34 protein-coding genes and 1 pseudogene are annotated in these 25,464 nt (G+C 26.4%); 31 read left to right on the top strand and 4 right to left on the bottom strand.

Going from position 1 to position 25,464, the window contains the following annotated elements:
- The first annotated feature begins 240 nt into the window (after nt 1-240).
- The 17 genes from CP965_RS01035 (at nt 241) to CP965_RS01110 (ending at nt 10,482) form a co-directional block, all read left to right on the top strand.
- Nucleotides 241-672, top strand: coding sequence for a nuclear transport factor 2 family protein (locus CP965_RS01035; protein ID WP_129060176.1), 432 nt, complete (start codon nt 241-243; stop codon nt 670-672).
- Between the two features lie 129 nt (nt 673-801).
- A complete protein-coding gene (locus CP965_RS01040) occupies nt 802-1,440 on the top strand; it encodes a LysE family translocator (protein ID WP_129060177.1) in 639 nt (212 codons plus the stop codon).
- An 82-nt stretch (nt 1,441-1,522) separates the two neighbouring features.
- Nucleotides 1,523-1,804, top strand: coding sequence for a putative quinol monooxygenase (locus tag CP965_RS01045; protein ID WP_129060178.1), 282 nt, complete (start codon nt 1,523-1,525; stop codon nt 1,802-1,804).
- 136 nt (nt 1,805-1,940) lie between these two features.
- The gene (locus CP965_RS01050; RefSeq protein ID WP_129060179.1) at nt 1,941-2,189 is read left to right on the top strand and encodes a hypothetical protein; all 249 of its coding nucleotides are present in this window, start codon (nt 1,941-1,943) and stop codon (nt 2,187-2,189) included.
- On the top strand, nt 2,186-2,425 hold the full coding sequence (locus CP965_RS01055; RefSeq protein WP_206732225.1) for a type II toxin-antitoxin system RelE family toxin: 240 nt from the start codon (nt 2,186-2,188) through the stop codon (nt 2,423-2,425). Before CP965_RS01050 ends, CP965_RS01055 begins: the two co-directional genes overlap by 4 nt.
- Before the next feature lie 78 nt (nt 2,426-2,503).
- Entirely contained in the window at nt 2,504-3,319 is an 816-nt protein-coding gene (locus tag CP965_RS01060) for an AraC family transcriptional regulator (RefSeq protein ID WP_129060180.1), read from the top strand.
- 94 nt (nt 3,320-3,413) lie between these two features.
- Complete coding sequence (locus CP965_RS01065; protein WP_129060181.1) at nt 3,414-3,782, top strand: VOC family protein; 369 nt, start codon at nt 3,414-3,416, stop codon at nt 3,780-3,782.
- A 63-nt stretch (nt 3,783-3,845) separates the two neighbouring features.
- Entirely contained in the window at nt 3,846-4,169 is a 324-nt protein-coding gene (locus CP965_RS01070) for a hypothetical protein (RefSeq protein WP_129060182.1), read from the top strand.
- Between the two features lie 101 nt (nt 4,170-4,270).
- The gene (locus tag CP965_RS01075; protein ID WP_129060183.1) at nt 4,271-5,761 is read left to right on the top strand and encodes an ankyrin repeat domain-containing protein; all 1,491 of its coding nucleotides are present in this window, start codon (nt 4,271-4,273) and stop codon (nt 5,759-5,761) included.
- Nucleotides 5,762-5,792: 31 nt separating this feature from the next.
- Nucleotides 5,793-5,999 (top strand): DUF1566 domain-containing protein, encoded by a 207-nt coding sequence (locus tag CP965_RS01080; protein WP_129060184.1) that lies wholly within the window; start codon nt 5,793-5,795, stop codon nt 5,997-5,999.
- A gap of 8 nt (nt 6,000-6,007) precedes the next feature.
- Nucleotides 6,008-6,625, top strand: a complete 618-nt coding sequence (locus tag CP965_RS01085; protein ID WP_129060185.1) for a hypothetical protein — start codon at nt 6,008-6,010, stop codon at nt 6,623-6,625.
- Nucleotides 6,626-6,636: 11 nt separating this feature from the next.
- On the top strand, nt 6,637-6,912 hold the full coding sequence (locus tag CP965_RS01090) for a putative quinol monooxygenase (protein WP_129060186.1): 276 nt from the start codon (nt 6,637-6,639) through the stop codon (nt 6,910-6,912).
- A 172-nt stretch (nt 6,913-7,084) separates the two neighbouring features.
- Nucleotides 7,085-7,249 (top strand): hypothetical protein, encoded by a 165-nt coding sequence (locus CP965_RS14075; RefSeq protein WP_164970973.1) that lies wholly within the window; start codon nt 7,085-7,087, stop codon nt 7,247-7,249.
- A gap of 10 nt (nt 7,250-7,259) precedes the next feature.
- A complete protein-coding gene (locus CP965_RS01095; RefSeq protein ID WP_129060187.1) occupies nt 7,260-7,826 on the top strand; it encodes a pentapeptide repeat-containing protein in 567 nt (188 codons plus the stop codon).
- Nucleotides 7,827-7,928: 102 nt separating this feature from the next.
- The gene (locus tag CP965_RS01100) at nt 7,929-8,468 is read left to right on the top strand and encodes a dienelactone hydrolase family protein (RefSeq protein ID WP_164970974.1); all 540 of its coding nucleotides are present in this window, start codon (nt 7,929-7,931) and stop codon (nt 8,466-8,468) included.
- Nucleotides 8,458-9,684, top strand: a complete 1,227-nt coding sequence (locus tag CP965_RS01105; RefSeq protein ID WP_129060189.1) for a DEAD/DEAH box helicase — start codon at nt 8,458-8,460, stop codon at nt 9,682-9,684. The genes CP965_RS01100 and CP965_RS01105 overlap by 11 nt, the downstream gene beginning before the upstream one ends.
- A gap of 45 nt (nt 9,685-9,729) precedes the next feature.
- A complete protein-coding gene (locus CP965_RS01110; protein ID WP_129060190.1) occupies nt 9,730-10,482 on the top strand; it encodes an acyl-[acyl-carrier-protein] thioesterase in 753 nt (250 codons plus the stop codon).
- A 32-nt stretch (nt 10,483-10,514) separates the two neighbouring features.
- Here CP965_RS01110 and CP965_RS01115 read toward each other — a convergent pair whose 3' ends face one another.
- The gene (locus CP965_RS01115) at nt 10,515-11,039 is read right to left on the bottom strand and encodes an NAD(P)H-dependent oxidoreductase (protein ID WP_129060191.1); all 525 of its coding nucleotides are present in this window, start codon (nt 11,037-11,039) and stop codon (nt 10,515-10,517) included.
- A gap of 102 nt (nt 11,040-11,141) precedes the next feature.
- Between CP965_RS01115 and CP965_RS01120 the strand changes: the two genes are divergently transcribed.
- Nucleotides 11,142-11,504 carry a winged helix-turn-helix transcriptional regulator gene (locus tag CP965_RS01120; protein ID WP_129060192.1) on the top strand — a complete coding sequence of 121 codons (363 nt, stop codon included), beginning with the start codon at nt 11,142-11,144 and terminating at the stop codon, nt 11,502-11,504.
- On the opposite strand, the gene CP965_RS01125 is transcribed toward CP965_RS01120, so the two are convergent.
- On the bottom strand, nt 11,487-12,095 hold the full coding sequence (locus tag CP965_RS01125) for a TetR/AcrR family transcriptional regulator (RefSeq protein WP_129060193.1): 609 nt from the start codon (nt 12,093-12,095) through the stop codon (nt 11,487-11,489). The two genes, CP965_RS01120 and CP965_RS01125, sit on opposite strands and share 18 nt — an antisense overlap.
- 101 nt (nt 12,096-12,196) lie before the next feature.
- Here CP965_RS01125 and CP965_RS01130 point away from each other — a divergent pair, with 101 nt between their 5' ends.
- The 12 genes and pseudogenes from CP965_RS01130 (at nt 12,197) to CP965_RS14295 (ending at nt 24,046) form a co-directional block, all read left to right on the top strand.
- Nucleotides 12,197-13,504 carry a cytidylate kinase family protein gene (locus CP965_RS01130; RefSeq protein ID WP_206732226.1) on the top strand — a complete coding sequence of 436 codons (1,308 nt, stop codon included), beginning with the start codon at nt 12,197-12,199 and terminating at the stop codon, nt 13,502-13,504.
- A gap of 62 nt (nt 13,505-13,566) precedes the next feature.
- Nucleotides 13,567-13,779: a hypothetical protein gene (locus CP965_RS01135; RefSeq protein WP_129060194.1), complete on the top strand. Its 213-nt coding sequence runs from the start codon at nt 13,567-13,569 to the stop codon at nt 13,777-13,779.
- 116 nt (nt 13,780-13,895) lie between these two features.
- The gene (locus tag CP965_RS01140; RefSeq protein WP_129060195.1) at nt 13,896-14,606 is read left to right on the top strand and encodes a hypothetical protein; all 711 of its coding nucleotides are present in this window, start codon (nt 13,896-13,898) and stop codon (nt 14,604-14,606) included.
- 7 nt (nt 14,607-14,613) lie between these two features.
- On the top strand, nt 14,614-17,130 hold the full coding sequence (gene hrpB / locus CP965_RS01145) for an ATP-dependent helicase HrpB (RefSeq protein WP_129060196.1): 2,517 nt from the start codon (nt 14,614-14,616) through the stop codon (nt 17,128-17,130).
- 35 nt (nt 17,131-17,165) lie between these two features.
- Nucleotides 17,166-17,753, top strand: coding sequence for a nicotinamide riboside transporter PnuC (gene pnuC / locus CP965_RS01150; protein WP_129060197.1), 588 nt, complete (start codon nt 17,166-17,168; stop codon nt 17,751-17,753).
- A complete protein-coding gene (locus tag CP965_RS01155) occupies nt 17,716-18,474 on the top strand; it encodes a phosphotransferase (RefSeq protein WP_129060198.1) in 759 nt (252 codons plus the stop codon). Before pnuC ends, CP965_RS01155 begins: the two co-directional genes overlap by 38 nt.
- Before the next feature lie 8 nt (nt 18,475-18,482).
- A complete protein-coding gene (locus CP965_RS01160) occupies nt 18,483-19,355 on the top strand; it encodes a DMT family transporter (protein WP_228712651.1) in 873 nt (290 codons plus the stop codon).
- A gap of 75 nt (nt 19,356-19,430) precedes the next feature.
- Nucleotides 19,431-20,231, top strand: coding sequence for an arylamine N-acetyltransferase family protein (locus tag CP965_RS01165; protein ID WP_129060199.1), 801 nt, complete (start codon nt 19,431-19,433; stop codon nt 20,229-20,231).
- 68 nt (nt 20,232-20,299) lie between these two features.
- Nucleotides 20,300-21,613 (top strand): APC family permease, encoded by a 1,314-nt coding sequence (locus CP965_RS01170; RefSeq protein WP_129060200.1) that lies wholly within the window; start codon nt 20,300-20,302, stop codon nt 21,611-21,613.
- A 95-nt stretch (nt 21,614-21,708) separates the two neighbouring features.
- Nucleotides 21,709-22,227 (top strand): GrpB family protein, encoded by a 519-nt coding sequence (locus CP965_RS01175; RefSeq protein ID WP_129060201.1) that lies wholly within the window; start codon nt 21,709-21,711, stop codon nt 22,225-22,227.
- Between the two features lie 57 nt (nt 22,228-22,284).
- Entirely contained in the window at nt 22,285-22,980 is a 696-nt protein-coding gene (locus CP965_RS01180) for an alpha/beta fold hydrolase (protein ID WP_129060202.1), read from the top strand.
- A 122-nt stretch (nt 22,981-23,102) separates the two neighbouring features.
- Nucleotides 23,103-24,046, top strand: a pseudogene (locus tag CP965_RS14295) (PQQ-dependent sugar dehydrogenase).
- A 31-nt stretch (nt 24,047-24,077) separates the two neighbouring features.
- Here the strand turns inward: CP965_RS14295 and CP965_RS01190 are convergent.
- On the bottom strand, nt 24,078-24,278 hold the full coding sequence (locus CP965_RS01190; RefSeq protein WP_129060203.1) for a YgaP family membrane protein: 201 nt from the start codon (nt 24,276-24,278) through the stop codon (nt 24,078-24,080).
- A gap of 148 nt (nt 24,279-24,426) precedes the next feature.
- Between CP965_RS01190 and CP965_RS01195 the strand changes: the two genes are divergently transcribed.
- Complete coding sequence (locus tag CP965_RS01195; RefSeq protein WP_129060204.1) at nt 24,427-24,714, top strand: hypothetical protein; 288 nt, start codon at nt 24,427-24,429, stop codon at nt 24,712-24,714.
- A gap of 9 nt (nt 24,715-24,723) precedes the next feature.
- Here CP965_RS01195 and sfsA read toward each other — a convergent pair whose 3' ends face one another.
- A complete protein-coding gene (sfsA, locus tag CP965_RS01200; RefSeq protein WP_129060205.1) occupies nt 24,724-25,428 on the bottom strand; it encodes a DNA/RNA nuclease SfsA in 705 nt (234 codons plus the stop codon).
- Nucleotides 25,429-25,464: the final 36 nt, after the last annotated feature.

Below are 25,464 nucleotides of genomic sequence, written 5' to 3' on the forward strand. Positions count from 1 at the left end.
AAGCGATAGCTTTTATTCATCTTGCACTAGATTTAGGTTCGAAGTACTTTTAGTACATCTTCTCCTAAATCTAGCACAATCTAAACAAAATCTATCACTTTTCACAGTTTTTATTTTAAAAATCTAATTTTATCTTTCATTATTTTAATAGTTTTTAACTATAAATCACTTCTTAAAAAATGTATATTTACTAAAATTTCAATATAATAACTTTACATTTAATAAGGATATATAATAATTATGAAAAATGACAATTTAAAAGAACTTGTGATTGAATATTTTAGGAAAGTAGATAATGGTGACTCTAGTTATCTTGAGTTATTCTCAGATGATGTTGATTTTTTCTTCCCTAAATTTGGACAAAAAAAAGGAAAAAAGGCATTAATTGAATTTGGTAATAGAATAGGAAGTTCTTTAACAAGCATATGGCATGATATAGATGGCTTTCAAATAACAACTGCTGAAAATAAGGTAATTGTTGAAGGACAAGAAGGAGGAGTGATGAGTGATGGAACTTCTTGGCCTGATAATAATATATCAATAGGTCGTTTTTGTAGTGTATTTGAGTTTACTGGAAAATTTATTAGTCGTATGTATGTATATGTAGATCCTGATTTCCCTAGCCGAGATTTAGAAAGAATTTCAGTATTGTCAGAGGGAAATAACACATAATAAACTATTCAAAAAAGATTTCTGTAGGTTATATTTTCAGCTAGACATATTAGTTGGTTTTATATATAATTTATTATTGTTAAATAGTTAGATGTCAGTTAAGCACTCATGTTTATTAAAGGAGATTAAATGGATATAAATAACATCATAACTTTTATAGCGGTAGCGACCCTGTTGGTTATTTCACCTGGCCCGAATGGTTTCCTTATTGCTAAAACAGTTCCAGTGTCTGGACAAAAAGCGGGCTTCGCTAATATTTGGGGATTCGTTGGTGCTTTTTATGTGCATGGAACATTATCTATATTTGGTATATCAGTACTTCTTGTTCAATCTTCTCAAGCGTTCTTTATCTTTAAATCTTTAGGTGCAGCTTATTTAGTTTGGATTGGTATCAAATCACTTATTGCTGCTTTCAAAGTTGATAGTATTAAAGTATCAGATTTAGCTCAGAAAACTACGAAGTCTATTTCGATGCGCACAGCATTTTTAGAGGGCTTCTTAACAAACGTGCTCAACCCCAAAGTGTCAATGTTCTATTTGGCGGCCTTTCCGCAATTTATATCCATAAACGAGAGTTCAATGAATGCATATGCATTGGTAACTGCTCACGTTGTGGTGAACTTTGTGTGGTTTTCAACAATGGTATTGATGTTGTCACGTATAAAAAGTGCTACTAACAACGTTCGATTTAGAAGGTGGTTAAGCTCCATCACTGGTATTGTATTTATTGGTTTTGGGGCAAAGTTGGCATTAATGAAAAGTAGTTAACAAACCAATTAATATGACCTCAAGACGCTTCGCTTCTTTTGGTAGCTTATTGGGGCGTTAGGTTAAAAAATAAAGGAAAGTTATGAGTATTACAAGAATAAATGAATTCCAATCAGCAGAAGGAAAAGAAGATGAACTATTTGATTTTTTAAAATCTTTAATCCCTTACATTACTTCATCTGATGGATGTCTAATGTGTGAAGTATTAAAAAGTGATGAATTTCCAAATAAGTTTATAGTAATAGAAAAATGGGACTCGAAAGAATCTCACATAAAATCTATTGAAGCTTTTCCAAAAGATCAAATGCAAAATGCAATGTCACTCTTTGGTGATACACCAAAAGGTGGGTATCACCACACCTAACAAATCATAGGAGAGAAATATTTGACCCTGTGGCTCAAATATTTCTCAACTCAAACGTTATCCAAAAACAGGAAATAAACTTTTACAAAGTTTTATGATATAATACACTTATACATCACTACATAAAGGAGTATTTATGCATAGATTAAATTTAACAATTGATGAAGAATTATATGAACAAGTAAGAGCAGTTAGTTTTATAGAAAAGAAATCAATTTCACAAATGATTAGAGAAAGTCTTAGTGAATATATTGCAAAAAATTCAAAAACTAAAGAACAAGCTAATTTAATACTAAAAGCAGATGATGAAAAAGAGATTTTATCAATATTAGCAAATGATGAATTTACCTCAAATGAAGATTTTAAAAATAAATTTAACTTATGATTATTTCATATTCTAAGACATTTGAAAAGAAGTTTTCAAAATATGATAGAAAACTTCAAGAAAAAATATTTAATGCCATTCAAAACTTGCCAGATGGAGATGTTAAAAGATTAACAGGTAATGAGATACCTCCTATTTATAGAATCAGAGTTTCAAAGTACAGAATACTTTTTCACATGAATGAGGAAGAGATTCAAATATTAAAAGTTGATAGCAGAGGTGATATTTACAAGTAGTAAATTGTCTAACAAAACTTTGCAGTGAACGCACAGCGTCACTGAAGTCAAACGTTATATTATAAAGATAAACAACAAATGAACTATCAAACATTTAAACCACATAAAGATTTAGAATCTATTGTTAAGTTTTATTGGACTTTAGAAGTGCCTTTTGATTCAAAAAATAAAAAGCAAAAAATTTTACCAGATGGCTGTATAGAAATGACTTTTAATTTTGGAGACAAAATTAAAAGATATACTTCTAAAGAAGACTTTATACTTCATCCAAATGCAATGGTAATGGGGCAGAGAACAAAATCATATTATATTTTGCCTATTGGAGATGTAGATACTTTTGCTATATGTTTTTATCCTCTTGGTTTTGCAAATTTTATACAAACACTTCTTAAAGACTTGGTCGATAAAGAAACACCAATATCACAACTTTTTGAAAAAACACAAGCTGAAGAATTAGAACAACACATGGCACATGCAAAAGATACCCAAGAAAGAATCAATATTATTGAAACTTTTTTATTAAAAAAACTTAATTTAAAAAATACAATAAATAATATTGTAAAATCAACAGTTGATACTTTATTAAAGACTAATGGAAAAACTCCAATAAATGTCATCTTGAAAGATAATATTTCAAAGAGAAGACAGATTGAAAGATACTTTAGAAAACAAATTGGCATAAGTCCGAAGCAATTGAGCAAGGCAATTCGATTGCAAGCAACTTTACAATTACTATTCAATAAAAAATCTGAAACTTTGACAGACATTGCATATGAGAGTGAATATTTTGATCAAAGTCACTTTGTAAAAGATTTCAAAGAGCTAACTGGGATTACACCCAAAGACCTTTTAAACAATGAACATATGGCTCTAGCTTCACTTTTTTATAAATAAATCTGAAGTGTCGCATTTCTACTATTTTAAATCTTATTATTAAGTTATAGTTTAAATCTCTATATGAGTCAAAATAAATTTAAAAGGAGAAGTGATGAAAAGTTATATTTCAATGTTTGAAATTCCAGCTACTGATATTTCACGAGCAATTAATTTTTATCAAACATTATTAGAGATTAAAATTGAAAAAATGGATGTTGAAGGTATGCAAATGGGAATATTACCTTATGAAGAACAAATGGTAACAGGAGTAATTATAAAAGCAGAAGGATATGAACCATCAGCAAACGGAGTAACAATCTACTTAAATGTAGGTGAAAATCTACAATTATTTCTTGACAAAGTAGAGAATAATGGTGGGAAAATCATAGTACCTAAAACAGCTCATGCAGATGAGAATGGCTACTTTGCAATATTCCTTGATTCTGAAGGAAACAAGATAGCTTTAAATTCACCTAGTTAAAGATAAAAAGTGCTATGATTTAAAAAACTAGTTGCTATAACGTTATAAAAAGGATTAAATATAATGAAAAGAATAATATTGGTTATTTTACTATCAGTATTTTTATTTGCTGAAAACAATTTACCAGAAGGGGCAATTAAAAGAGGTTCTTTATCAAATACAAAATTAATTAACGATGCTAAATTAGGAGTAATCTCAAAAGTTGCACAAATGGGATGTAAGAAACCTGAATCATTTAAGCCTTTTGTTTTGGCTATGCCAATGGGTAAAGTAGGTTCAAGAGTATGGAAAGAATTATGGATAGTGCAGGGGTGTAATTCTAAATACCCAGTTGAAATTATCTTTAGTGAAGATGGATTAGGTGCTGCAAATTGGTCAATTAATTAATTATTATAGAGTTAAAAGATAATTTTTGTTATGATTTAAAATCACTCTTTATATAATTATTTAGTTGTATGAGTATCTAATTTATTCATTAAAGGAAAAAAATGAAAAAAATCTTATTTATCTTCTTATTATTTTCAAATATCATTTTTGCAAACTCAAATATTACTCCAGAAACGATCATGTATGGAAATTGCCTTAATAGTTATGAAAAAAAATATATGAAAAAATCAAATAATAAAGCTTTTGCATATGCAATGCAAACTAATGGTAAAAGTTCTTGTGGTTGGGGAAGTAGATATAAAACTATAGAAGAAGCTAGACAAATGGCTTTAAAATATTGTAGTAAAAGAAAATTAAATGTTGAGTGTAAAGTTATTGATGAAAATGGAAAACTTATTGTAGAAAAAGATGACTTTATACCAATTGTTCCAAAATCAAATAGATATTTATCAAAAGATGAATATTCTAAATATCTAGAAAATGGAAAAGAAATTATAAATAGTAGTAAATGTCTTTATTCTTTTAAAATTTATCTTAGAGGTAAAGAACATCAGTCTTTTTATTTTGCTAGGGATAGTAAAGGAAATGAAGTATGTGGAAAGAGTAAAAATAAATTTTCTATCCAAGAAGCAAAAGAAACTGCCTTTGCTCAATGTAAAAAAGCTTTAAAGAAAGAAAATATAAATGCAATATGTAAACCTTATGCAGTTAATTTTAAGATTGTAGGAAAAGCAGAAGATTTTGGATATGTTAAAGGTAAAGCTGATTATTTAGATGCTATTTATAGAGGGAAAATAAATAAGATTAAAAGATATATTTCTGAAAATGCTGATATAAATGCTATTGCAAAAGATGGTAGTTCTCCTATTTTTGTTGCTGCTGCAAAAGGGGATGAAGAGTTTTTCTTATCTTTAATTGAAAAAAAAGCAAATCCTAAACAAATAATGAATGATGGTAGTAATTTATTAATAGCAGCTGTATTAGGTGAAAATCCAAATATTATAAGATATTTATTGTCAAAAGGCTTTGATATTAATACACAAAATGATAAAGGATATACTCCCTTGCATATTGCTTTTAAAAAGTTTGATACTTATCTTATTGAAATTTTAATGCAAGAAGGAGCTGATGCTACTATTAAAGACAAAAAAGGTGTAAGTGGATATGATTTAGCCAAAAAATGGAAAATTGACCTTGATGTTCTAAAGAAGATAGATATAAATCGAAAAAAAGACAATTGTAATCAAGTATTTTATGCTGCTAAAAATGGTGATGTTTTAGGTTTGAAAAAATTAGCAAAATTAAAAGCTAATTTTAAAAAATCATGCGATTTTGATTCAATTACACTTGACTATTCAAAAGATGATAAGAGAATAACTCGAATACTTCTTGATAATGGAATAGATATAAATGTTAAAAATAATAGAGGTGAAACAGCTTTAATGAATGCAAAAACTGCTAAAAAAGTAAAAATTCTTTTGGATTTAGGGGCAGATAAAATGATTAAAGATAAAAATGGTAAAACAGCTTATGAGCGTGTTAAAAATGATAAGTATGTAAGTGAAGAGATTAAAGATTTACTTAAATATTAAATTTACTTTTTTCAAATGAAAAAGAAAGAAAGTGAGATATGATGTGAAAAAAGTTCTAATAGCAGGAGCTACAGGCTATTTAGGTGGATATGTAGCAAAAGGTTTAGAAAAAAATTTAAAAAATGGTTGGCGTCTTCCTACTTTTGATGAGTTAAGAACAATTCTTGATAGTAAGTGTGAAAAAAATACAATCAATTCTAAATTGTTTCCTGATATAAAACTTTTATCTAATAGTTAAAAGTGAAAATGAATAGATTAATATATATCTTTTTTTTCTTTTTTTATACCACTATTTATGCAAACAGTGAATTATATGAATCTGATTTATATTATTTAGAGGAAAATGAAGTATTATTATACAAAGTTTTAAATTGGTGGAGCACCAAATCTCAAGAAAATAGTATTGAATTTTGTTTTAATAATCTTAGAGTTAGAAGCAATAAAACTCTTAATTTAGATTATGATAGAAAAGCAAAAATATTGAAAATATATTTAAAAGAAGAGTTTGCTAGTTTGGTATCTATTTTTGAAAATAAGAGTACATATTTAAAAACTGATTATTTAAATAGAAGCTATTTTAAAAGTTTAAAACCAAAAAATATCAAAAGAATAGATATGATTAGTTTAAACAATATTAGTTTTAGTGAATATAAAAAGATAAAAAGTATGAAGAAAAATCTTGCTTTTGAACTTGAAGGAAAAATTGCAGGATTATTAGCTTATACAGGACAAGTTTCTTTGCATAAAAGTGGAGATTTTTTAAGAACTTGTCCTAATAACTCAAAAGAAAAGTTTGATATCTCTTTTAAGCTTTTAAATATAAAAACAAAAGAAATATTAGTTAAATACAATAAAAAAAATTAATAAGGAAATTTATGTCAAAAGTTATATTAAAAGGTTTTATTTTGGTTCCCCAATCAGAACTTGAATTAGTTAAAAAAGAGTTAATAACTCATAAAAACCTTACTTTGAAAGAGGAGGGTTGCATCACTTTTAGTGTTACAGAAAATATACACAACCCTCTTAGTTTCGAGGTTTATGAAGAGTTTGTTGATAAAGTTGCATTTGAAGAACATCAAAAAAGAGTTAAAGCTTCAAAATGGGGTAAAGTAACTGCAAATGTAACACGCCACTATGAAATTATTGAATAAAATAATAGTTTAAAAATATGAATTTATAATGATTAAGAAAAAATATCAAAAACTTTGTTATACTCTAGACTATTTAGATAAAAACTTAGATTTTTAGGGCATTTAGTATATTCTTAGGTAATTGATTGTTCTATTGGTTTATTTTATATAAAAACAAACAAAAAGGACATAGATGGCTAAGCCTAATTATAATTACGAGAAAAGAGCTAGAGAGATAGAAAAACAAAAGAAAAAAGAGGAAAAACGTTTAAAAAAACTAGCTAAAAAAGAGGGTGATTCTGAAGAAAATACATCAGAGATATCAGAAACTCAAAGCTCTAATATAAATATTAAATAAAAAGAAAATTATGTTTAATAATGATGATTATTGGGAAGAAGAGTTTAACCAATACAAATCAGAAAAGATGTATAAAATCTACTTTGATAATTGTACTTTTATTAAATGTGATTTTTCAAAAGCATTTATTGACTCTTGTAAGTTTACAGAATGTATTTTTATAAATTGTGATTTATCTTTATCCATATTAAAATCATCTACTTTCAATGATGTTATCTTTAAAAACTCTAAATTGATTGGTATTTCATGGAGTTCATGTGATGAACCTTTTGATGTAAGTTTTGATTCATGTAATATATCTCAAAACTCTTTTCATTTTTTAGACTTAAGAAAAATGGTATTTAAAAACTCTCTTATTAAAGATACTGGCTTTGAGGAGTGTAACTTAGAAAATTCTATTTTTGATAATTGTGACTTAGAACTGTCTTCTTTTATAAATAACAGTTTAGTTAAAGCAAATTTTGAAACATCTAAAAACTACGTTATAGACCCTAAATCAAATGATTTAAAAGATGCAAGCTTTTCTTTACCTGAAGCACTTAGTTTTTTATCAGTACTTCCTATTAGAATTAAATAAATTTTAATAGTATTGTAAGGTTATTCAATCTTTTATCTAATATAGAAATTAAAGCAAAAATGGTAGAATCAATCAAATTAAAAAATAATGAAAAGATTAATTATGACAAAAGTATTGATTTTGACAGATATATTTGGGAAAAGCTATTTTTCAAAAAACTTATTAACATTTAATGAATACTATATATTAGACCCATATGAAGATGAGTTTATATTATTTGAAGATGAATATGAAGCCTATAGTAAATACATAAAATTATGTGGACATGATAAATATTTACAAAGAGCACAAGAACTTTGTCTAAAAGAAAAGATTGAAGTTATTATTGGTTTTAGTATAGGTGGTAGTATTGCTTGGAGATTAAGTGGTTTAAATATTCCTTCATTAACAAAAGTTATCTCTTTTTATCCTTCTCAAATAAGAAACCATTTAGATGTAAGTCCACAAGTTCAAGTAAATATAGTTTTTGCAAAAGAAGAACAGAGTTTTGATACAAAAGAAATTGTTAAAATATTAGGAGACAAAGGAATAGAAAATCTTGAAATAAGTGATTTTGATCATGGGTTTATGAATAAAAAATCAAAAAATTTTAATGAAAAAGCTTTTGAAAAATATAAAAAGGAAATATTAGATGACATTTAATGATTTTGGTTTAAAAGAACCAATAAACAAAGCCCTTGAAAAAATAGGATTAGAAAAGCCAACACAAATACAAGAAAAAGTGATACCTTTAGTTTTAGAAAAACAAGATGTTATGGCTCAAGCAAAAACAGGAAGTGGTAAAACTGCAAGTTTTGTTATTCCTATCCTAGAATCATTAAAAGCTAATAAAACACAAAAAAAAGCAAAAATAAAAGTGTTGGTTTTAGCTCCTACAAGGGAGTTGACTCTTCAAATTGCCCAAACATTTTCAAACCTTAGTCAATATTTTCCAAAAGCCCTTTCTATAGTTTCTATTATCGGTGGAGAAAAAATTGGGGAACAACTTTTAAAGATACAAAAGGGTTGTGATGTAGTAGTTGCAACTTCAGGAAGACTTCTTGATATTATAGGTAAAAAGCAAATTGATTTATCTACTATTGAATATTTTGTTTTAGATGAAGCTGATAAGATGCTTGATTTAGGTTTTGTTCAAGAACTTGATGAGATTCTAAAAATTATTCCAAAAAATAGACAAAATCTTTTATTTTCAGCGACATACTCACAAAAAGTGATTGATATAGCTTCAAAAATAACTACTAATGCTGTAAGAGTGGAGATAAAAGATTCTACTACTCATGTGGAAGAGATAAATCAAAGGGCAATTTTTGTAAACAAAGAGGATAGAAGTGCACTCTTAAGACATCTGATAAAAGAAAATAAGTTTAAGTCAGTATTGGTTTTTATGGCAAACAAAAGAGCAACTGATAATATAGCAAATAAATTTATTAAAAAAGGATATGAGGCTGAATCTTTCCATGGAGATTTAAGCCAAGAAGAAAGAAATCTCACTCTAAATGATTTTAAAAATAAAAAAATCGATATTCTTTTTTCAACTGATATTGCTTCAAGAGGTTTGCATATTGATGATATTGATTGTGTTGTAAATTTTGATTTGCCAAGAAGTACAGAGGATTATATTCATAGAATAGGAAGAACAGCAAGAGCAGGAAAAAGTGGAGTTGCAATCTCATTTTTAGATAATGAAAACCTAAGTCATTTCAAACTAATTGAAAAAAGATATAAATTAGATATAAAAAAAGAGCAAATTGAAGGTTTTGATTTTACACTTTTAAAAACCACAAAACAAAAAGGAACTGCACCTGTAAAAGGGAAAAGAAAAAGTAAAAAAGATAAGTTAAGAGAGCAAAAAATTTGACAATAATGATTAAATTACATATATTTATGTATAAAAGGAGTTATTATGGAAAATTATTTTGATAAAGAATTTGAATTAAGATTTTTTGAAATGAATAGATTAGGTGAAGCTTCACCTATTGCCATATTAACACTACTTCAGGAAACTGCTGCTGATCATTGTCATTATGCAGGGCATGATCTTCTTTCTTTGATGTCTGAAAATCTTGGATGGGTATTGCTTTCAGGTGCAATGAAAATGGAACGTTATCCTCTTTATAAAGAAAAAATAATTATAAGAACATGGATATCAAAATATCATTCTATTAGAGGATTTAGAGAAAATATTATTTATGATGAAAATTACAATATTATAGGAAGAGCAAGAGGTTTATGGGTTTTTTATGATATAAAAAGAAGAAGACCCAAGAAGATACATTCTGATTTTTTAAAAAGATGGTCATCTTATAAAATAACATCCCTTGAACATGATATAACTAATAAAATTGAATCTTTTGATTCTGTTCAATATAGAAAAGAATTTAAAGTTAATATGTATGATACCGATACTAATAAACATGTTAATAATCTGAGGTATTTACAATGGCTTATAGAATCTATACCTGATGAGATATTAAACAATTATTATTTATATTTTATTGATGGACGTTTTATTTCAGAGGCTCAATATGGAGATGTAATTTTGTCTTCAACAAAAAGAGATATTGAGGAAAACTCTTTTATCCATACTATTCAAATTAAAGGTAGTAATAAAGTTTGTGCAACAGGAAAAACAGTATGGAAACAAATACATAAATAATTAGAAAAAGGTATTTTACCTTTTTCTTTCTTTTATAAATTTTTTACATAAGTTATATAATCATGTGTATATTCATTAAGAGTTTCTTCACTTAAAACTGTTTCTGTATCATATGTAATATAAGCTTTTCTATAATTCATTTTTACATATTTAGCAGTAATCTCAAATGGATATAAAAACTCTTCAACTCTTTTTTTATCTTTCCCTGTTGGAGAAAACACTTCTTTAGAACCTCCACAACTAACTGCAACTGCAAAAGATTTATCCTTAAGCATAGATGCACCTGCATGGGCAAATCCTGGCTCTAATACTTTATCAAACCATTCTTTTAAAAGTGAAGGAGAGCTAAACCAATACATTGGAAATTGAAAAAGAATAATATCGTGCTCTAAAAGTAATTTTTGTTCTTCTTTTACATCTATTTTAAAATCAGGATATTTTTCATATAAATTATTGATTGTTATATTTTTTATATCTTTTATTCCATTTACTAATCTTTTGTTTACTATTGATTGTTCAATATTTGGATGAACTACATTCACTAATATTTTTTTCATTTTTAATCCTTTTAATGTGATTTAAGTGAATTGTATTATAAAATAAAACAAAATGTAAGTATGTACTTTTTTGTAGTATACTATACAAAAGGATAGTTTAAAATGAAAAAATCTGATTTAAAACCCCTAATAGACACACCTTTTGGTTATACCTTGTCTCTTATATCAGGTAAATGGAAAATGGTAATTTTATATTTATTAGATGAATATAAAGTCATAAGATATAATGAATTACAAAGAAAAATAGGCTCAATTACTTATAAAATGTTAAGCTCTCAATTAAAAGAATTGGAAGAAAATAAATTAATAAATAGAAAAGAGTATCCTTCAATTCCACCAAAAGTAGAATATAGTTTGACAAAGAAAGGAAAGTCTCTTATTCCTATTTTAGATGAAATGTGTAAATGGGGGTCAAAAGAAAGACCTGATTTAGTTAAGTATATAGAATTAGATTCCATATGCTAAGATGAAAACATTAACTGCTTTTTTCGCCATTTCATTCATCTGTTTTTCTGTGAATTTTTCATCAGTTTTGAAAAGGAAAGGATAAAGGATTTCTGATTCTAAAAGACCAAAAAAATGTTTTGCTGCTAAATCTGTATTAGTTTTCTTTAGTTTATTTACTTCTATTGCTTTATTTAAATATTTTGAAAGTATTTCTTGACTTTTTAAAACTCGATTTTTGTAAGTGATTTTTCCTAAGTCAGTAATTCCTGATTGACTGATAGTAAGTCTTCTTATTTCTATCATTTTTTTCGAATATACGAAATTAAGAAATCTTTTACCAAATTTATATAATTGAGTAGGTAAATCGTTTATTTCATTTTTTGTATCTATAACTTTATGAACAAAATCAGATTCTTGAGCATTCTCTATAGATATAACTTCAAAAAAAAGTTCTTCTTTAGAAGAGAAATAGTTATATAAAGTTGCTTTCGAACCACCAAGTCTTGAGCTAATTTTAGACATTGATGCTCTTTCAAATCCAAATTCTTTAAAGATTTCTGATGCTGCTTTTAATATTTCTTCTTTTTTTTCTTGGGTTTTTCTTCTCATAAAATTACTTTCTAATTAGTTAAAGGAATATTAACATTTAAATGGATAATATTCCTTTAAGTATACCGTACTGTACAGTTAAAATTATAAGAAAGAATTAAATGAAAAAAGAAAAAGTTATTAATCTAAATTTTATAAAAAGGTTTTTTGTATTTATTATTGGGCTTTTTATTATGGCTTTTGGAGTTTCCTTTTCCGTTAAAGCAGATATAGGAGTATCCCCAATTTCATGTGTGCCTTATATTTATAGTTTAGGCTTTCCCTTATCTATAGGAGAATTTACAATACTTTTAAATGCCTTATTTATGCTTATTCAAATAGCAATACTAGGTAAGAAATATAATCTTATTCAATTAATACAGCTTCCAGCTATTATCCTTTTTGGTTATTGTATTGATGCTGCAATGATTTTAGTTGAGAATATAGTTTTATCAAACTATATAGAACAATTAATTTTATGTTTAATTTCTTGTGTTGTTTTAGCTTTTGGAATATTACTTGTCGTTAAAACTAGGCTTACTTATCTTCCTTTAGAAGGTTTAGTAGTTGTAATTTCTCAAGTTTTTAAAAAAGAATTTGGGAAAGTAAAAATTTCTATGGACAGTATAATGGTAATAATAGGAGTAATTAGTTCTTTTATTTTTTTAAATCAATTAGTTGGAATCAGAGAAGGTAGTATTATTGCTGCTTTATCTATAGGTGCTTTAATTAAGTTTTTTAATACTAATTTACCTTTTATTGAGAAATGGCTTACTAATGAAGTTATTGAAAAATCAAATATTGAAAATATCAGTAATAAATATAATGAGACTTTTATAATTACTATTTCAAGAGAATATGGAAGTGGTGGGCATGAGATTGGACAATTCTTGGCAAAAGAGCTGAAAATCCCTTTTTATGATAAAGAACTAATTGATTTAACAGCAGAAAAAACAGGTTATACACCAGAATATATCCAAGAAAATGAACAAAAACTTACAAACTCATTATTATATGACTTATATGAACAAAATTTTACTTATGTAAATGATGAATTGCCACCTAAAGATGTACTTTTTTTAATTCAAAGTAAAATCATAAGAGATATTTGTATGAAAGAGTCTTGTATAATTGTAGGACGATGTGCTAATTTTATTTTAAAAGACCATCCAAATTGTGTTAATATTTTCATTCATGCTAACAATGAATATAGAAAAGAAAAAATCAATAAAGTTTATGGTGTAAATCCACCTTTTACAGATAATGATTTAAAAGATTCAGATGAACAAAGAGCAAATTATTGTACTCACTTTACAAAAAAAGATTGGAGAGATGTTACAAATTATCATATTACACTTGATAGTTCTTTATATGGTTCAAAAGAAAGTGCAAAAAAACTTATTAAACTTATAAAAAGTAGAAATTTATAAGTAGATTTTTTTAAGGCAGATTAATATAGAATATCTTTCTTATTAAAACTTAAAGAGATGAAATGAATATTGATACCTTAATACTTTTTATGATTATGACTATTGTATTTCTATTAATTTCATTTTTTTCATTATGTACATATGGATTATTAGCAAAGAAATCTAAAGTTTGCTTATCAAATAATAACAGAATGACTTGGTTCCATCGTATTACAGGTGGTATATTTATTAAAATGAGACTGGGGTTATTACAATTAAAAAATACACAAAATTAAATTATTTAAAGTCTATTTTTATTTTTCTGCTTCTATTATCTTTACAAATTTTAATATATTTTATTTATATAAAACCTATAATCATACAATGGGGTTCATCTAATAAAGAGTTTTCTATGCAAATGCTTGGAGATAATAAATCTCTGCCTATAACCTCTACAAGAGCCATTACAATAGATGCTTCAAAAGATATTGTATGGCAATTACTTATGCAATTAGGTGCAAAAAAACAAGGATTTTATAGTTATGACTTTTTAGAAGAGAATTTAAAAAGTAAAGATAAAAATCCAGATTTAAAAATAGGTGATATTATTCATGGTTCAGCAAAAGAAGATGGCAGATTAAGTTCTTATAATTTTAAAGTTTTAGATCTCAATCCTAATGATTCTATTGTTCTAGAAAATTGGGGGACTTTTTTACTTAAAAGTATAAATAAAAATCAAACACGTTTGATTATACGAACTCAAGAAATAAAAAGTACAAGTCTATTGACAGCTTTTAAAAATGAGTTGATTATACCTTTTCATTTTATTATGGAAAGAAGGATGATGTTAGGTATTAAGATGGAAGCAGAACAAAAGAAAAATCCAATTTTATCATTTAACAAAGATTTAGTTTGGTTAGTGGGTGTTGCACTTTCCTTTTTTCTTATTTTATTGATTTTTATTGCTTTAAAGAGCACTTTTTATAAAATATTAATTAGCTGTCTCCTTAGTACTATATGGCTAGTTATTGTTTTTTTATTTAATCCTGAACCAACTTATATTATGGCTTTTTTATTAGTATGTTTCTTTTTATTTATAAAACTTAATAGGATTAAATCATAAGCTTATAATGAAAAGTTTACCAATAAATGATGTTTTAGATGACATCAAACAAACATTAAATCAAAATTCAACACTTATACTACAAGCACCTCCTGGGGCAGGGAAAAGTACAGTTGTTCCTATTTCACTTTTAAAAGAGTCTTGGGCTGAAGATAAAATAATTATTATGTTAGAACCAAGAAGAGTTGCTGCAAGAATGGTAGCTCAACAAATGGCAAAACTACTAGGAGAAGAAGTAGGGCAAACAGTTGGTTATCAAGTTAGGATGGATAGTTGTAAATCTAAGCAGACAAAACTATTGCTTGTAACAGAAGCCATCTTAGTACGAAAATTACAAAGCGATCCAGCTTTGGAAGATGTAGGTTTAATCATTTTTGATGAGTTTCACGAAAGAAGTATTCATACTGATTTATCCCTTGCTTTATCTTTGCAAGTTCAAGAGTTACTAAGAGAAGATTTAAAGCTTCTTATTATGTCTGCAACTTTAAACTCTAAAGAGTTAACAAAACTTTTAGGCGATGATGTCCCAGTTGTAAGTTCTAAGGGGAAAAGCTATGAAGTAGAAGAGTTTTTCTTAGATGAAAATATCAAACAACCAGATTATAAAACCATAAGTACAGTTTTATTAAATACTATACTAAAAGCAGTAAATGAAGATGAAGGGGATATTTTAGTTTTTCTTTCAGGGGCTAAAGAGATAAATAGTTTACAAAAACTTCTTTGTGAAAAATTAGAAGATACTACAATAGAGGTTTTACCTTTATACTCAAGTTTGAGTAAAGAAAAGCAAGATAAAGCCATATCAAAATCAACTAAAAGAAAAATTATACTCTCAACAAATATTGCTCAAACTTCACTTACAATCGAAGGAGTAAAAATTGTTATAGATACAGGATTAGAAAAACAATCTTTTTATAACTACTCAAATGCAATGAATCATTTAGAACAAGTTTTTATTTCACAAGATTCTGCAACTCAAAGAGCAGGACGAGCAGGAAGACTAAGTAATGGGAAATGCTATAAGCTATGGCATAAGGGAAAGATACTACAAGAGTCAAGTAAGCCAGAGATACTAAGGACAGATTTAAGTTCATTCTTACTAGAAGTTGCACTTTGGGGAGAAGATATAAATGAACTAAAACTACTAGATATTCCTTCCCAAGAAGTTTTAAATAGTACAACAATAGTTTTACAAGAACTAAAGATGTTAGATGAAAAAAGTAATATAACAGCTATTGGTAAAAAAGCACTTGCTTTAGGAGTTCATCCAAGGTTTGCATATATGATACTAAAAGCAAATGAGTTAGGCTTTGCCTATGAAGCTTGCCTTTTAGCTTCACTTTTAATAGAAAAGGATATTTTAAAAAGCAAATTCCAAGATGCAAATATTTATTCAAGATTTATACACTTGTATGAAAAAGATTTGGATAACTCTTTTATAAATAAACATGTAGCAAAAAATATTTTAACTGCATCAAAATTTATATTTTCAAAACTAAAAGCAGTTGAAGATATAAAAAAAACAAATAAAAGAATAGACGAAGAGGGTGTATCTATTTTAACGCTTTTTTCTTATCCTGATAGATTGGCAAAATTAAGGGTTAAAAATGACAATAAATATAAACTAAGTAATGGCAAAGGAGCTATTTTAAATAAGGAAGATACACTATTTAATGAAAGCTTCTTGGTAGTTCCAATTTTAAATGCAAATAACAAAGACTCATATATAAATCTTGCTTCAAGAATATCTTTAGATACTATTTTAAAAGAGTTTGAATCAGATATAAACATTCAAAAGAGTATCACATATAATAAAGAAAATAAAAAATTTGATATAAAAGAGCAATACTTTTTTTATGAACTAGAACTTTTCTTTAAACCTATAAGTGATGAAAACCAAGACTTTTCTAACTTACTTTGTTCCCTTTTGCAAAAAGAGGGATTAGAGCTTTTAACTTGGAGTAAAAAAGCAAAAGCCTTAAGACAAAGAATAAACTTTATAAATGAAAATAGTGATTTAGAATTTCCTAGTTTCAAAGAAGAAGCATTAATAGAAAGTATTTCCATATGGCTAGAACCACATTTACATAATATAAAAACAGTAAAAGAGTTGGAGTCCTTAGATACATATTCAATGTTACTTAGTCTTTTACCTTGGGATAAACAACAACTTTTAGATACTCTTGCTCCAACTCATATAAAAGTTCCAAGTGGTTCAAATATTAAAATTGATTATAGTGATATTACAACTCCTATTTTAGCAGTAAAGATACAAGAGATGTTTGGTATGTCTGAGACACCAAAGATACTAAATAATAAAGTACCTCTTCAAATTCATCTTTTAAATCCAGCCTTAAGACCTATTCAAATAACTTATGATTTAAAAAGTTTTTGGGAAAATTCATATGATGAGGTTAAAAAAGAGTTATTTTCTAAGTACAAAAAACATTATTGGCCCAATAATCCTTTTGAAGCAATTGCCACAAACAAAACTAAAAAGAATATGAAGGATAAGCTATCTTAGACTTTTTGCAAACAATATTAAACTCTTTGTCGGTGATGAGTACTTATGAAGCCATTGCAATGATTTTAGCAATAGCATATATTCTACTTGCTCTAAGACAAAGCTTATGGTGTTGGCCAGCAGCATTTATCTCAACACTTATTTATACAATACTATTTTTTGATGTATCTTTACTTATGGATTCAGCTTTAAATGCTTATTATCTTATTATGGCAATTTATGGTTGGTATTCATGGAAATATGGTGGAAAATTACAAGAGCAAGAACTTGAAGTATCAAATTATGGTTTAGAAAAAAATATAAAAATTATAATTGTATTATCCCTTGTATCTTTAATTTTTGGTTATATTATGGCAAATTATACAAGTGCTGACTTTGCATATGTAGACTCTTTTACCACTGTATTTGCAGTTTTTACAACATATATGCTTGCAAAAAAGATATTAGAAAACTGGATTTATTGGATTGTAATTGATATGATTTCTATTTATATCTATATTCAAAAAGGACTCAATCTTACAGCTATTTTATTTGTGATTTATACAGTTTTAGCACTTATTGCTTTTAGAAAGTGGAAAGAAGAGTATGACCAAAGAACAGTTAAAACAATACAATATATTTAAAAATGAAGAATTTTTAAGTCTTAAACTACTTAAAAACCAAGGTTTTTGTAATATTAATTATTTACTAAAGACTTCAAAAAACAAATACTTAATAAGAGTCTTTAAAAATGAAGATACTGTAAATATAAGTAGAGAGTTTGAGTTCAAAATTCAGAAAAAAGCTTTTAAAAAAGGTATTGCAGGAAAGCCACTATTTTTAGATAATAATAAAACCTTTATGGTATGTGAGTATTTAAAAGGAAAGCATAAATACAGTTTATCAAATATTGAACTAAAGAATTTAGTAAAGACTATAAATAAGCTTCATTCTATAAATATAAATTCAATAGAGCTAGATTTAAGCAAAGAGTTAAAAAAATATACTCATCTAAGTAATAAAAAAGCTAAAAAGAGTATATTAAATATAAAAAATGAGATAAAAAAACTAAAAACTTACAAAAAACAGCTAGTTTGCTCACACCATGATTTAAATCCAAAAAATATCATTTTTGAAAAAAGAAAAATCAAGTTTATTGACTGGGAGTACAGTTCTATTAGTGATTGTTTTTTTGATTTAGCAACTATTTGTTATGAGTTTGATTTAAATAAAAAACAAGAAAAAATTTTGTTAAAAACTTATTTTAAAAAAGTAGTTAAAAATGATATGAAAAAACTTGAAATTTATAAAACTATTTATAAGCATATATGTAAATTGTGGTTTATTAGTTTGGAAAAAAATTGAGGAATTATATGTCAGAAAAATTAAAATCTATGGATAAAGGTGTTTTATTTATGATAGTAAGTGCTTTACTTGCTGCTTTTAACGGAGCAGTAGCAAAAGCATTATCCGAAAGTATGGATCCAATAGAGATAGTATTTTACCGAAATCTTATAGGTTTTATAATAGTTCTTTATAGTTTTAAAAGAGTAAAAGCATCTTTTAGTTTTACAAAAATACATTTATTACTTTTAAGGGGTGTTTTTGGAGGAACTGCAATGGTTCTATTCTTTTATACTATTGCTACTATTCCTTTAGGTGAAGCTGTAGTATTAAATAAAACTTCGCCATTTTTTGTAACAATTCTTGCATATTATTTGATGAAGGAAAAAATAAACCTTTCTACTTTCTTTGCTCTTATTATAGGTTTTTTAGGTGTTGTTTTTATTATGAAACCTTTCGGTATTGAAATCTCAATTGAACATATTTTTGGTGTTTTAAGTGGATTTTTCTCAGCAGCTGCATATGCAACAATAAAAAAAATCAAAGATATTTATGATGCAAGAATTATTATGCTTTCTTTTATGGGTGTGGGAATGCTTATACCTTTAGGTTTATATTTATTTACTCCTTACGTACAATTTCAAGTTTACACTGAAGCTTATATTTGGTTTTTTCTTTGTCTTATGGCTATTATTTCTACAGCTTCACAATGGTTTTTAACAAAAGCATATAGTCTAAGTAAGGCTAGTATTATTGGAGTGGTTAGTTATACAAATATTCCTTTTGCTTTAGGTTTTGGAGTTATGTTAGGAGATACTTTTCCCGATATTTATACTTTTATAGGTATTGTACTTATTGTTATTGGTGGAATTTTGGTTAGCATAAAGCCTAAAAAAGTTTAATTTAAAATTAACATATGTTAATGACTTTTAGAAATTATAATCTTATAATCTAAGAAAATATTCTAGGAATAAGATATGAATAATGAAATTGTAAAAAAGTATTTAGCTAAATTAAATATAAATGAAAATATACAAACTATTGAAGATATTTCAAATTTAATGTGTCTTCATCAAAAAACTTTTCCTTTTTCAAGTTTAAAGGTTTTATTAAAAAAAGAGATATCTTTAAATTTAGAAGATATTTATGACTCACTTATTGAAAAAAAGCAAGGTGCTTATTGTTTTGAACACAATAAACTTTTTTATGAAGTGTTAAAAGAACTAGGCTTTGATGTTGATTTTTATTTGGCTAGAGTTGTAAATAATACAGATAATGAAGTTCCTCAAACCCATAGGTTCACACTTTTAAATTTTGAAAATGAAAAATATCTAATAGATGTTGGAATAGGGTTTCGTTCTCCTTGCATTCCTGTAAAGTTTACAAAAGAGTTTTCTTTTAGTCATTTAGGTTTTTCTTATAGAGTAATAAAAGAAGATAATGTTTATCTTTTACAATCAAAAAAAGAAGACAAAATTTTTACTATGACAAAGTTTGATTTAAATAGATGTTATGAAAGTGATTTTGAGTTAGCACATTTTTATTCACATAAACATTCAAATGCAATTTTTGTAAATAATTTAGTACTTTCTTTAATAAATGAAAAAGAAATACGAAGTTTGAGAAACAATGAATATTTCAAAATATATGAAAACTATCAAGAAAAATCCACTTTTAATTGTTTTGATGAATTTAAAAGCATTTTAAGTAGTGATTTTAATATCTCTTTTAGTGATGAAGAACTTAAATTACTCTATAATAAATATTCAAGAATATAAACAAATTTCTATTTTGCTTTTAAATAAATTTTGCTATATTAATTTTTAAATAAAAAGAAAGGCTTTTATTGTCAAAAGTAGAAAGAAGTATTGGATTATTTGGTGCCATTTCAATAGGTGTTGGAGGAATGGTAGGTGGGGGAATTTTTGCTGTTTTAGGTGAAGCTGTATCTTTAGCTCATGGTGCTACAGTTCTTGCTTTTTTATTTGCAGGAGTAGTAGCTTTATTGACTTCTTATTCTTATGCAAAATTATCTGTAAAATTCCAAAGTAGAGGTGGAACAGTAAGTTTTATTGATAATGCTTTTGGACATAACTTTTTATCAGGAAGTGTAAATTTTATGCTTTGGTTAAGTTATCTTGTAACAATATCCTTATATGCAGTTGCTTTTTCTTCTTATGCTCAAGCACTTTTTTTTGATAATTCAAATAATCTTCTTAATCATCTTTTTATTAGTTTGGCTATTGTTTTACCCTTACTTATAAATTTAGTAAGTGCGTCTTTTGTTAGTAGATCAGAAACTATAATTGTAATAACAAAAGTTCTTTTACTTATACTGATTATTGTAGTTAGTTTTTCTTTTCTTGATACAAAAAGGTTAGACCCTTCTAAGTGGGAAGATGGTTTTTCTATTTTAGTTGCGGGTATGATTATTTTTGTTGCTTATGAAGGTTTTGAGTTAATATCAAATTCAGCAGAAGAGATTAAAAGTCCTAATAAAAATCTACCTAAAGCTTTTTATATTTCAGTTGTTTTAGTGATTATTCTTTATTTATTAATAGCTATTATTACAATTGGAACTGTAGATGAAAAGACTTTAATGGAAGCAAAAGATTATGCTTTAGCAATTGCAGCTAAACCTGCACTTGGTCAAATAGGTTTTATAATTGTTTCAATTACAGCCTTACTTGCTACTTTTTCAGCTATAAATGCAACAATTTACGGAAATGGTAGATTGGGTTATATCTTAGCTATAAAAGGAGAACTTCCAAAGGTATTTAATAAAGAAAAAAATAGTATTCCTACTTTAAGTATTTTTATAACTGCTTTTTTTAGTCTATTTTTAGCAAATAGTATTGATATTAATCAAATAGCAATTATAGGTAGTGCGAGTTTTTTACTTATATTTTTTATAGTAAATTTAGCCGCATTAAAATTATATAAAGAATTAGAAGCAAATAAGATTATCATTATTCTATCTTGTAGTATAAGTTTTATGGCTTTAATTACCTTATTGGTACATACTTTTTTCACAGATAAAAATGCAATAATTATCTTTTTTGTTTTTATTATTATTTCTATTTTATTTGAGTTATTTTATGGAAGAATTGTAAGAAAACAGATTTTTAATAGAAATTATGAAAATAGTAATAAATATTAAAATTTATGCTTAAGTAAATATTTATCTTATAATTATTTAAATATAATAAAGAAAAAAAGAAAGTAAACTTACTCCTAAGTTATAGGGTTTATAAAATGAAAATTTTAAAATATGAAAAAATTGAAGCAAGGTTTATACCTTGGAATGAAGACTATTTTCATGTAGCAAATGCTTTAATTGATTTTATTCGTACAGATATTTTCGATGTGTTACATATTGGATCAACTTCAGCAATGGTGGGTGGAAAAGGAATTATTGATTTATCTATTCTTTATGAAAGAGACCAGTTGGATTTAGCTGTAAAACATCTTAAGTCTTTAGGTTTTCAAGATCAAATTAGTAATAATCCTTTTCCAAATGAAAGACCAAGAAAAGATGGAGCAGTTATTTTTAATGAGAAAAAATATTTAATTCATGTACATGTGATAAGAAAAGGAAGTATCGAGTATAGAAAGCAATTAAAGTATAAAGATTTTATGCTCTCAAATCCAAAAGCAAGGGAAAAATATGAAGAGTCTAAAAAGCTTATTTTAGAGCAAGGGATTTTGGATCAAGAAGAGTATGGAAAACAAAAATCCCCTTTTGTAAAAGCTGTTCTTGAGAAAATAGAATAAAAAAACTAATTATAAATATTTATTTTTTTTTAATTCAATTCTTGATAAAAAGTAATTATGAAAGAAAAAATATATTTAATTCCAGGTCTTATGACCGACGAAAGACTTTGGAGTAGAATAACTCCACATTTAGAAAAAAATTATGATTTAATACATCTGCCTATTCCTTTAAGCGAAAATTTTGATGATGTTATAAATCTAATAGACAAAGATATAAGAGAAGATAATATAAACTTGTTAGGTTTCTCTTTAGGTGGATATATTGCATCTTATTATGCAGTAAATTTTCCTAAAAAAGTTAATAAATTGTTTTTATTGAGTTCTACTCCTAGTGAAACAGAAGAAAAAGATATTTTAAGAAGAGAAAAAAAACTGCATAGTTCAAGAAATGGTAGTTTCACTCCTTTAAATGAAAAAAAAGCATTGGACTTATCTGAAATAAAAAATGATGAAGAATTATTAAAAATTATTTGTGATATGTTTAATGATTTAGGAAATGAAGTTTTTGTGCCTCAATTATCACTTACTCTAAAAAGGAAGAATCTCTTTAAGCCTTTAAAAGAGTTACAAATACCAGTACACTTTTTTTATAGTTTAGGCGATAGATTATTAAATCATACTTCAATTGATGAATTAAAACATTTAGATCATGATTTTGAGTTTTTTGCAAGAGAAGGATCTAGTCATAATATTTCATTAGAGTTTCCAGAAATCCTAAGTGAAAGGATAAGGAAATGGATGGAAACAAGTTAATTTTTAATTTTCTTTTTCTTATATTTTTTTCATTTTTAAATGCAAATGAATTAAAACCAGAAAAGTTAGTATCTAATTTAGAAGGAGTTCCTTGGGGAATGACTTTTATTAATAATAAAGAGATGCTAATTTCTTTAAAATCAGGTAAACTCTTACATCTTGATTTAATCAATAAAAAAGTACAAACATTAAAACTTAATCTTGATGTCTCTTATCGAGGTCAAGGTGGTTTAATGGATATAAAAAAATCTCCTAATTTTGCTCTTGATAATTATATTTATTTAACCTATGTAAAAAATATAGAAGGTACACCTACAACGTTGGCAAGAGTAAAATATAAGGACAAAAAGTTATATGACTTTAAAGACTTATTAATTACAAAATCTCAAAGTGATACTGCAAGGCATTTTGGTAGCAGAATTACTTTTGATGAAAAGAATTTTATTTATTTTTCAGTTGGAGATAGGGGTGTAAGAAAAAACTCTCAAGATTTATTAAACCATTCTGGAAGTATCTTAAGATTGAACTTAGATGGTTCAATACCTAAAGATAACCCTTTTATAGAAAATAAAAAAGCTTTAAATGAGATTTATTCTTACGGTCATAGAAATCCACAGGGGGTTTTTATGATAGAAAGACTCGTAGATTATGGATAAATGAGCATGGCCCAAGAGGTGGAGATGAAATAAATCTAATTAAAAAAAGTAAAAATTATGGTTGGCCTATAATTTCTTATGGTAAAGAGTATTGGGCTCCTTTATCTGTCGGAGAAGGTACACATAAAAAAGGGATGGAACAAGCTATAAAATATTATATCCCTTCTATTGCTCCAAGCTCATTAATTGTTTATTCAGGGAAAAAATTTAAAAAACTAGAAGGAAAACTTTTAGCAGGCTCTTTAGTATTAACACATTTAAATGTAATAACTTTAGATAAACAAGGGAAATTTTTAAAAGAAGATAGACTTTTTGAAAATTTACATGAAAGAATAAGAAATATAGTTGAGTCTCCAAGTGGAGAAATATTATTCTCAACTGATAATGGAAATATTTATATTTTAAAATAAATTTGCCACTAAATTTAGTGGCAAATCATTATTACTTACTTTGTAAGTTTTTTGGTGTACATTTTTTTGAAATAATACATAATGGACAAAAATCTGCAAGTCCAGCTATCAATGGAATAATACCTAAGTAAAACCATACAATACCAGTATAAATTCCTACTGCAATTAAAACAATACCTATAAGAATTCTAAATTTTCTACAGAAATTTCTAATCTTATCAAATTTATTCATTATAATCTCCCCTTATACTTTTTTATAATTTTATCTTATTTTGCTTAGATAAAATTTAGTTATATTAATTAAATAAAATTTTCTTTGATGATTTTTTAATGCTACGTTTTAGTGATACAATTATTTTAAATAATAAATGAGGGACAAAATGGATAAAAATCAAATAAAAAAAGAGTTTGCAATAGTTATTAGAAATGCAAAAATTGCAGCAGCGATATTTTTTATACTCTTGACTCCTAGTATTGTAATGGTTGTAAAAGATGTAAACTATGTTTTTGGGCAGGATGAAACTTTTTGGTTTCGTGCTTCAATTGCTGGTTTTGTAATATATATGGGATATACTATTTTTTTATGGAAATGTCCAAATTGTAAAAAGTTTCCTGGACGTGGTTGGTTTAGAAAAGAGTGCCAACATTGTAAAGCGGAACTTTCATAAAGGGTTATTTTAACCCTTTAGTTTTTTATTTTCACCTTTAATATTTATCTCTTCAAAATTAATATCTGATTGATAAACTAAAACTTCAACTCCACTTGAAATAACTTCTTGAAAAATTTCATTATATCTTTTATCTATTTCATGTGCAATTCTAAAAGGCAAATTATCTGTTCTTTGAATAACATAAAGCATAACAGCTCTATGACCTTCTTGAACCATATCTCTTAACTCTTCTAAATGCTTTTGACCTCTTGTTGTTTTTGCATCGGGAAAGGCAAGAGTATCACCTAAGTTTAGACTTACACTTTTGATTTCAACAAAGCATTTTTTATCGCTATCATTATTCCAAAGAAGAATATCTATTCTACTATTTTGATTTCCATATTTTTGTTCTGGCTTTAGATTATCATAGCCTTGCAGTTCCTTTATTGTTCCATTTTCAATAGCTTCAATTGCAATTTTATTTGCAACACCTGTATTTGTACAAATAAGGTTTTCACCCATCTTTGTTAGTTCTAAAGTATATTTTAGTTTTCTTTTTGGATTATCATGGTGAGTAACCCAAACATCACAGTTGTCTTCAATACAAGAAGTCATGGCTCCACTATTTGGTACATGAGCTGTAATTTCTTCCCCATTGTCAAGTATAATATCAGCTAAAAATCTTTTATATCTTTTTATAAGTTTTCCATGTATTAATTCTTCAAATTTCATAAAAGGCCTTTTTGTTTTTTTGTATTTTATAGAACT

Source organism: Halarcobacter mediterraneus (assembly GCF_004116625.1).
In the GTDB taxonomy this organism is placed as follows: domain Bacteria; phylum Campylobacterota; class Campylobacteria; order Campylobacterales; family Arcobacteraceae; genus Halarcobacter; species Halarcobacter mediterraneus.

Coding starts and splice junctions, on each gene's coding strand:
- CP965_RS01035 (WP_129060176.1), top strand. CDS start 241: ATGAAAAATGACAATTTAAAAGAACTTGTGATTGAATATTTTAGGAAA.
- CP965_RS01040 (WP_129060177.1), top strand. CDS start 802: ATGGATATAAATAACATCATAACTTTTATAGCGGTAGCGACCCTGTTG.
- CP965_RS01045 (WP_129060178.1), top strand. CDS start 1,523: ATGAGTATTACAAGAATAAATGAATTCCAATCAGCAGAAGGAAAAGAA.
- CP965_RS01050 (WP_129060179.1), top strand. CDS start 1,941: ATGCATAGATTAAATTTAACAATTGATGAAGAATTATATGAACAAGTA.
- CP965_RS01055 (WP_206732225.1), top strand. CDS start 2,186: ATGATTATTTCATATTCTAAGACATTTGAAAAGAAGTTTTCAAAATAT.
- CP965_RS01060 (WP_129060180.1), top strand. CDS start 2,504: ATGAACTATCAAACATTTAAACCACATAAAGATTTAGAATCTATTGTT.
- CP965_RS01065 (WP_129060181.1), top strand. CDS start 3,414: ATGAAAAGTTATATTTCAATGTTTGAAATTCCAGCTACTGATATTTCA.
- CP965_RS01070 (WP_129060182.1), top strand. CDS start 3,846: ATGAAAAGAATAATATTGGTTATTTTACTATCAGTATTTTTATTTGCT.
- CP965_RS01075 (WP_129060183.1), top strand. CDS start 4,271: ATGAAAAAAATCTTATTTATCTTCTTATTATTTTCAAATATCATTTTT.
- CP965_RS01085 (WP_129060185.1), top strand. CDS start 6,008: ATGAATAGATTAATATATATCTTTTTTTTCTTTTTTTATACCACTATT.
- CP965_RS01090 (WP_129060186.1), top strand. CDS start 6,637: ATGTCAAAAGTTATATTAAAAGGTTTTATTTTGGTTCCCCAATCAGAA.
- CP965_RS14075 (WP_164970973.1), top strand. CDS start 7,085: ATGGCTAAGCCTAATTATAATTACGAGAAAAGAGCTAGAGAGATAGAA.
- CP965_RS01095 (WP_129060187.1), top strand. CDS start 7,260: ATGTTTAATAATGATGATTATTGGGAAGAAGAGTTTAACCAATACAAA.
- CP965_RS01100 (WP_164970974.1), top strand. CDS start 7,929: ATGACAAAAGTATTGATTTTGACAGATATATTTGGGAAAAGCTATTTT.
- CP965_RS01105 (WP_129060189.1), top strand. CDS start 8,458: ATGACATTTAATGATTTTGGTTTAAAAGAACCAATAAACAAAGCCCTT.
- CP965_RS01110 (WP_129060190.1), top strand. CDS start 9,730: ATGGAAAATTATTTTGATAAAGAATTTGAATTAAGATTTTTTGAAATG.
- CP965_RS01115 (WP_129060191.1), bottom strand. CDS start 11,039: ATGAAAAAAATATTAGTGAATGTAGTTCATCCAAATATTGAACAATCA.
- CP965_RS01120 (WP_129060192.1), top strand. CDS start 11,142: ATGAAAAAATCTGATTTAAAACCCCTAATAGACACACCTTTTGGTTAT.
- CP965_RS01125 (WP_129060193.1), bottom strand. CDS start 12,095: ATGAGAAGAAAAACCCAAGAAAAAAAAGAAGAAATATTAAAAGCAGCA.
- CP965_RS01130 (WP_206732226.1), top strand. CDS start 12,197: ATGAAAAAAGAAAAAGTTATTAATCTAAATTTTATAAAAAGGTTTTTT.
- CP965_RS01135 (WP_129060194.1), top strand. CDS start 13,567: ATGAATATTGATACCTTAATACTTTTTATGATTATGACTATTGTATTT.
- CP965_RS01140 (WP_129060195.1), top strand. CDS start 13,896: ATGCAAATGCTTGGAGATAATAAATCTCTGCCTATAACCTCTACAAGA.
- hrpB (WP_129060196.1), top strand. CDS start 14,614: ATGAAAAGTTTACCAATAAATGATGTTTTAGATGACATCAAACAAACA.
- pnuC (WP_129060197.1), top strand. CDS start 17,166: ATGAGTACTTATGAAGCCATTGCAATGATTTTAGCAATAGCATATATT.
- CP965_RS01155 (WP_129060198.1), top strand. CDS start 17,716: ATGACCAAAGAACAGTTAAAACAATACAATATATTTAAAAATGAAGAA.
- CP965_RS01160 (WP_228712651.1), top strand. CDS start 18,483: ATGTCAGAAAAATTAAAATCTATGGATAAAGGTGTTTTATTTATGATA.
- CP965_RS01165 (WP_129060199.1), top strand. CDS start 19,431: ATGAATAATGAAATTGTAAAAAAGTATTTAGCTAAATTAAATATAAAT.
- CP965_RS01175 (WP_129060201.1), top strand. CDS start 21,709: ATGAAAATTTTAAAATATGAAAAAATTGAAGCAAGGTTTATACCTTGG.
- CP965_RS01180 (WP_129060202.1), top strand. CDS start 22,285: ATGAAAGAAAAAATATATTTAATTCCAGGTCTTATGACCGACGAAAGA.
- CP965_RS01190 (WP_129060203.1), bottom strand. CDS start 24,278: ATGAATAAATTTGATAAGATTAGAAATTTCTGTAGAAAATTTAGAATT.
- CP965_RS01195 (WP_129060204.1), top strand. CDS start 24,427: ATGGATAAAAATCAAATAAAAAAAGAGTTTGCAATAGTTATTAGAAAT.
- sfsA (WP_129060205.1), bottom strand. CDS start 25,428: ATGAAATTTGAAGAATTAATACATGGAAAACTTATAAAAAGATATAAA.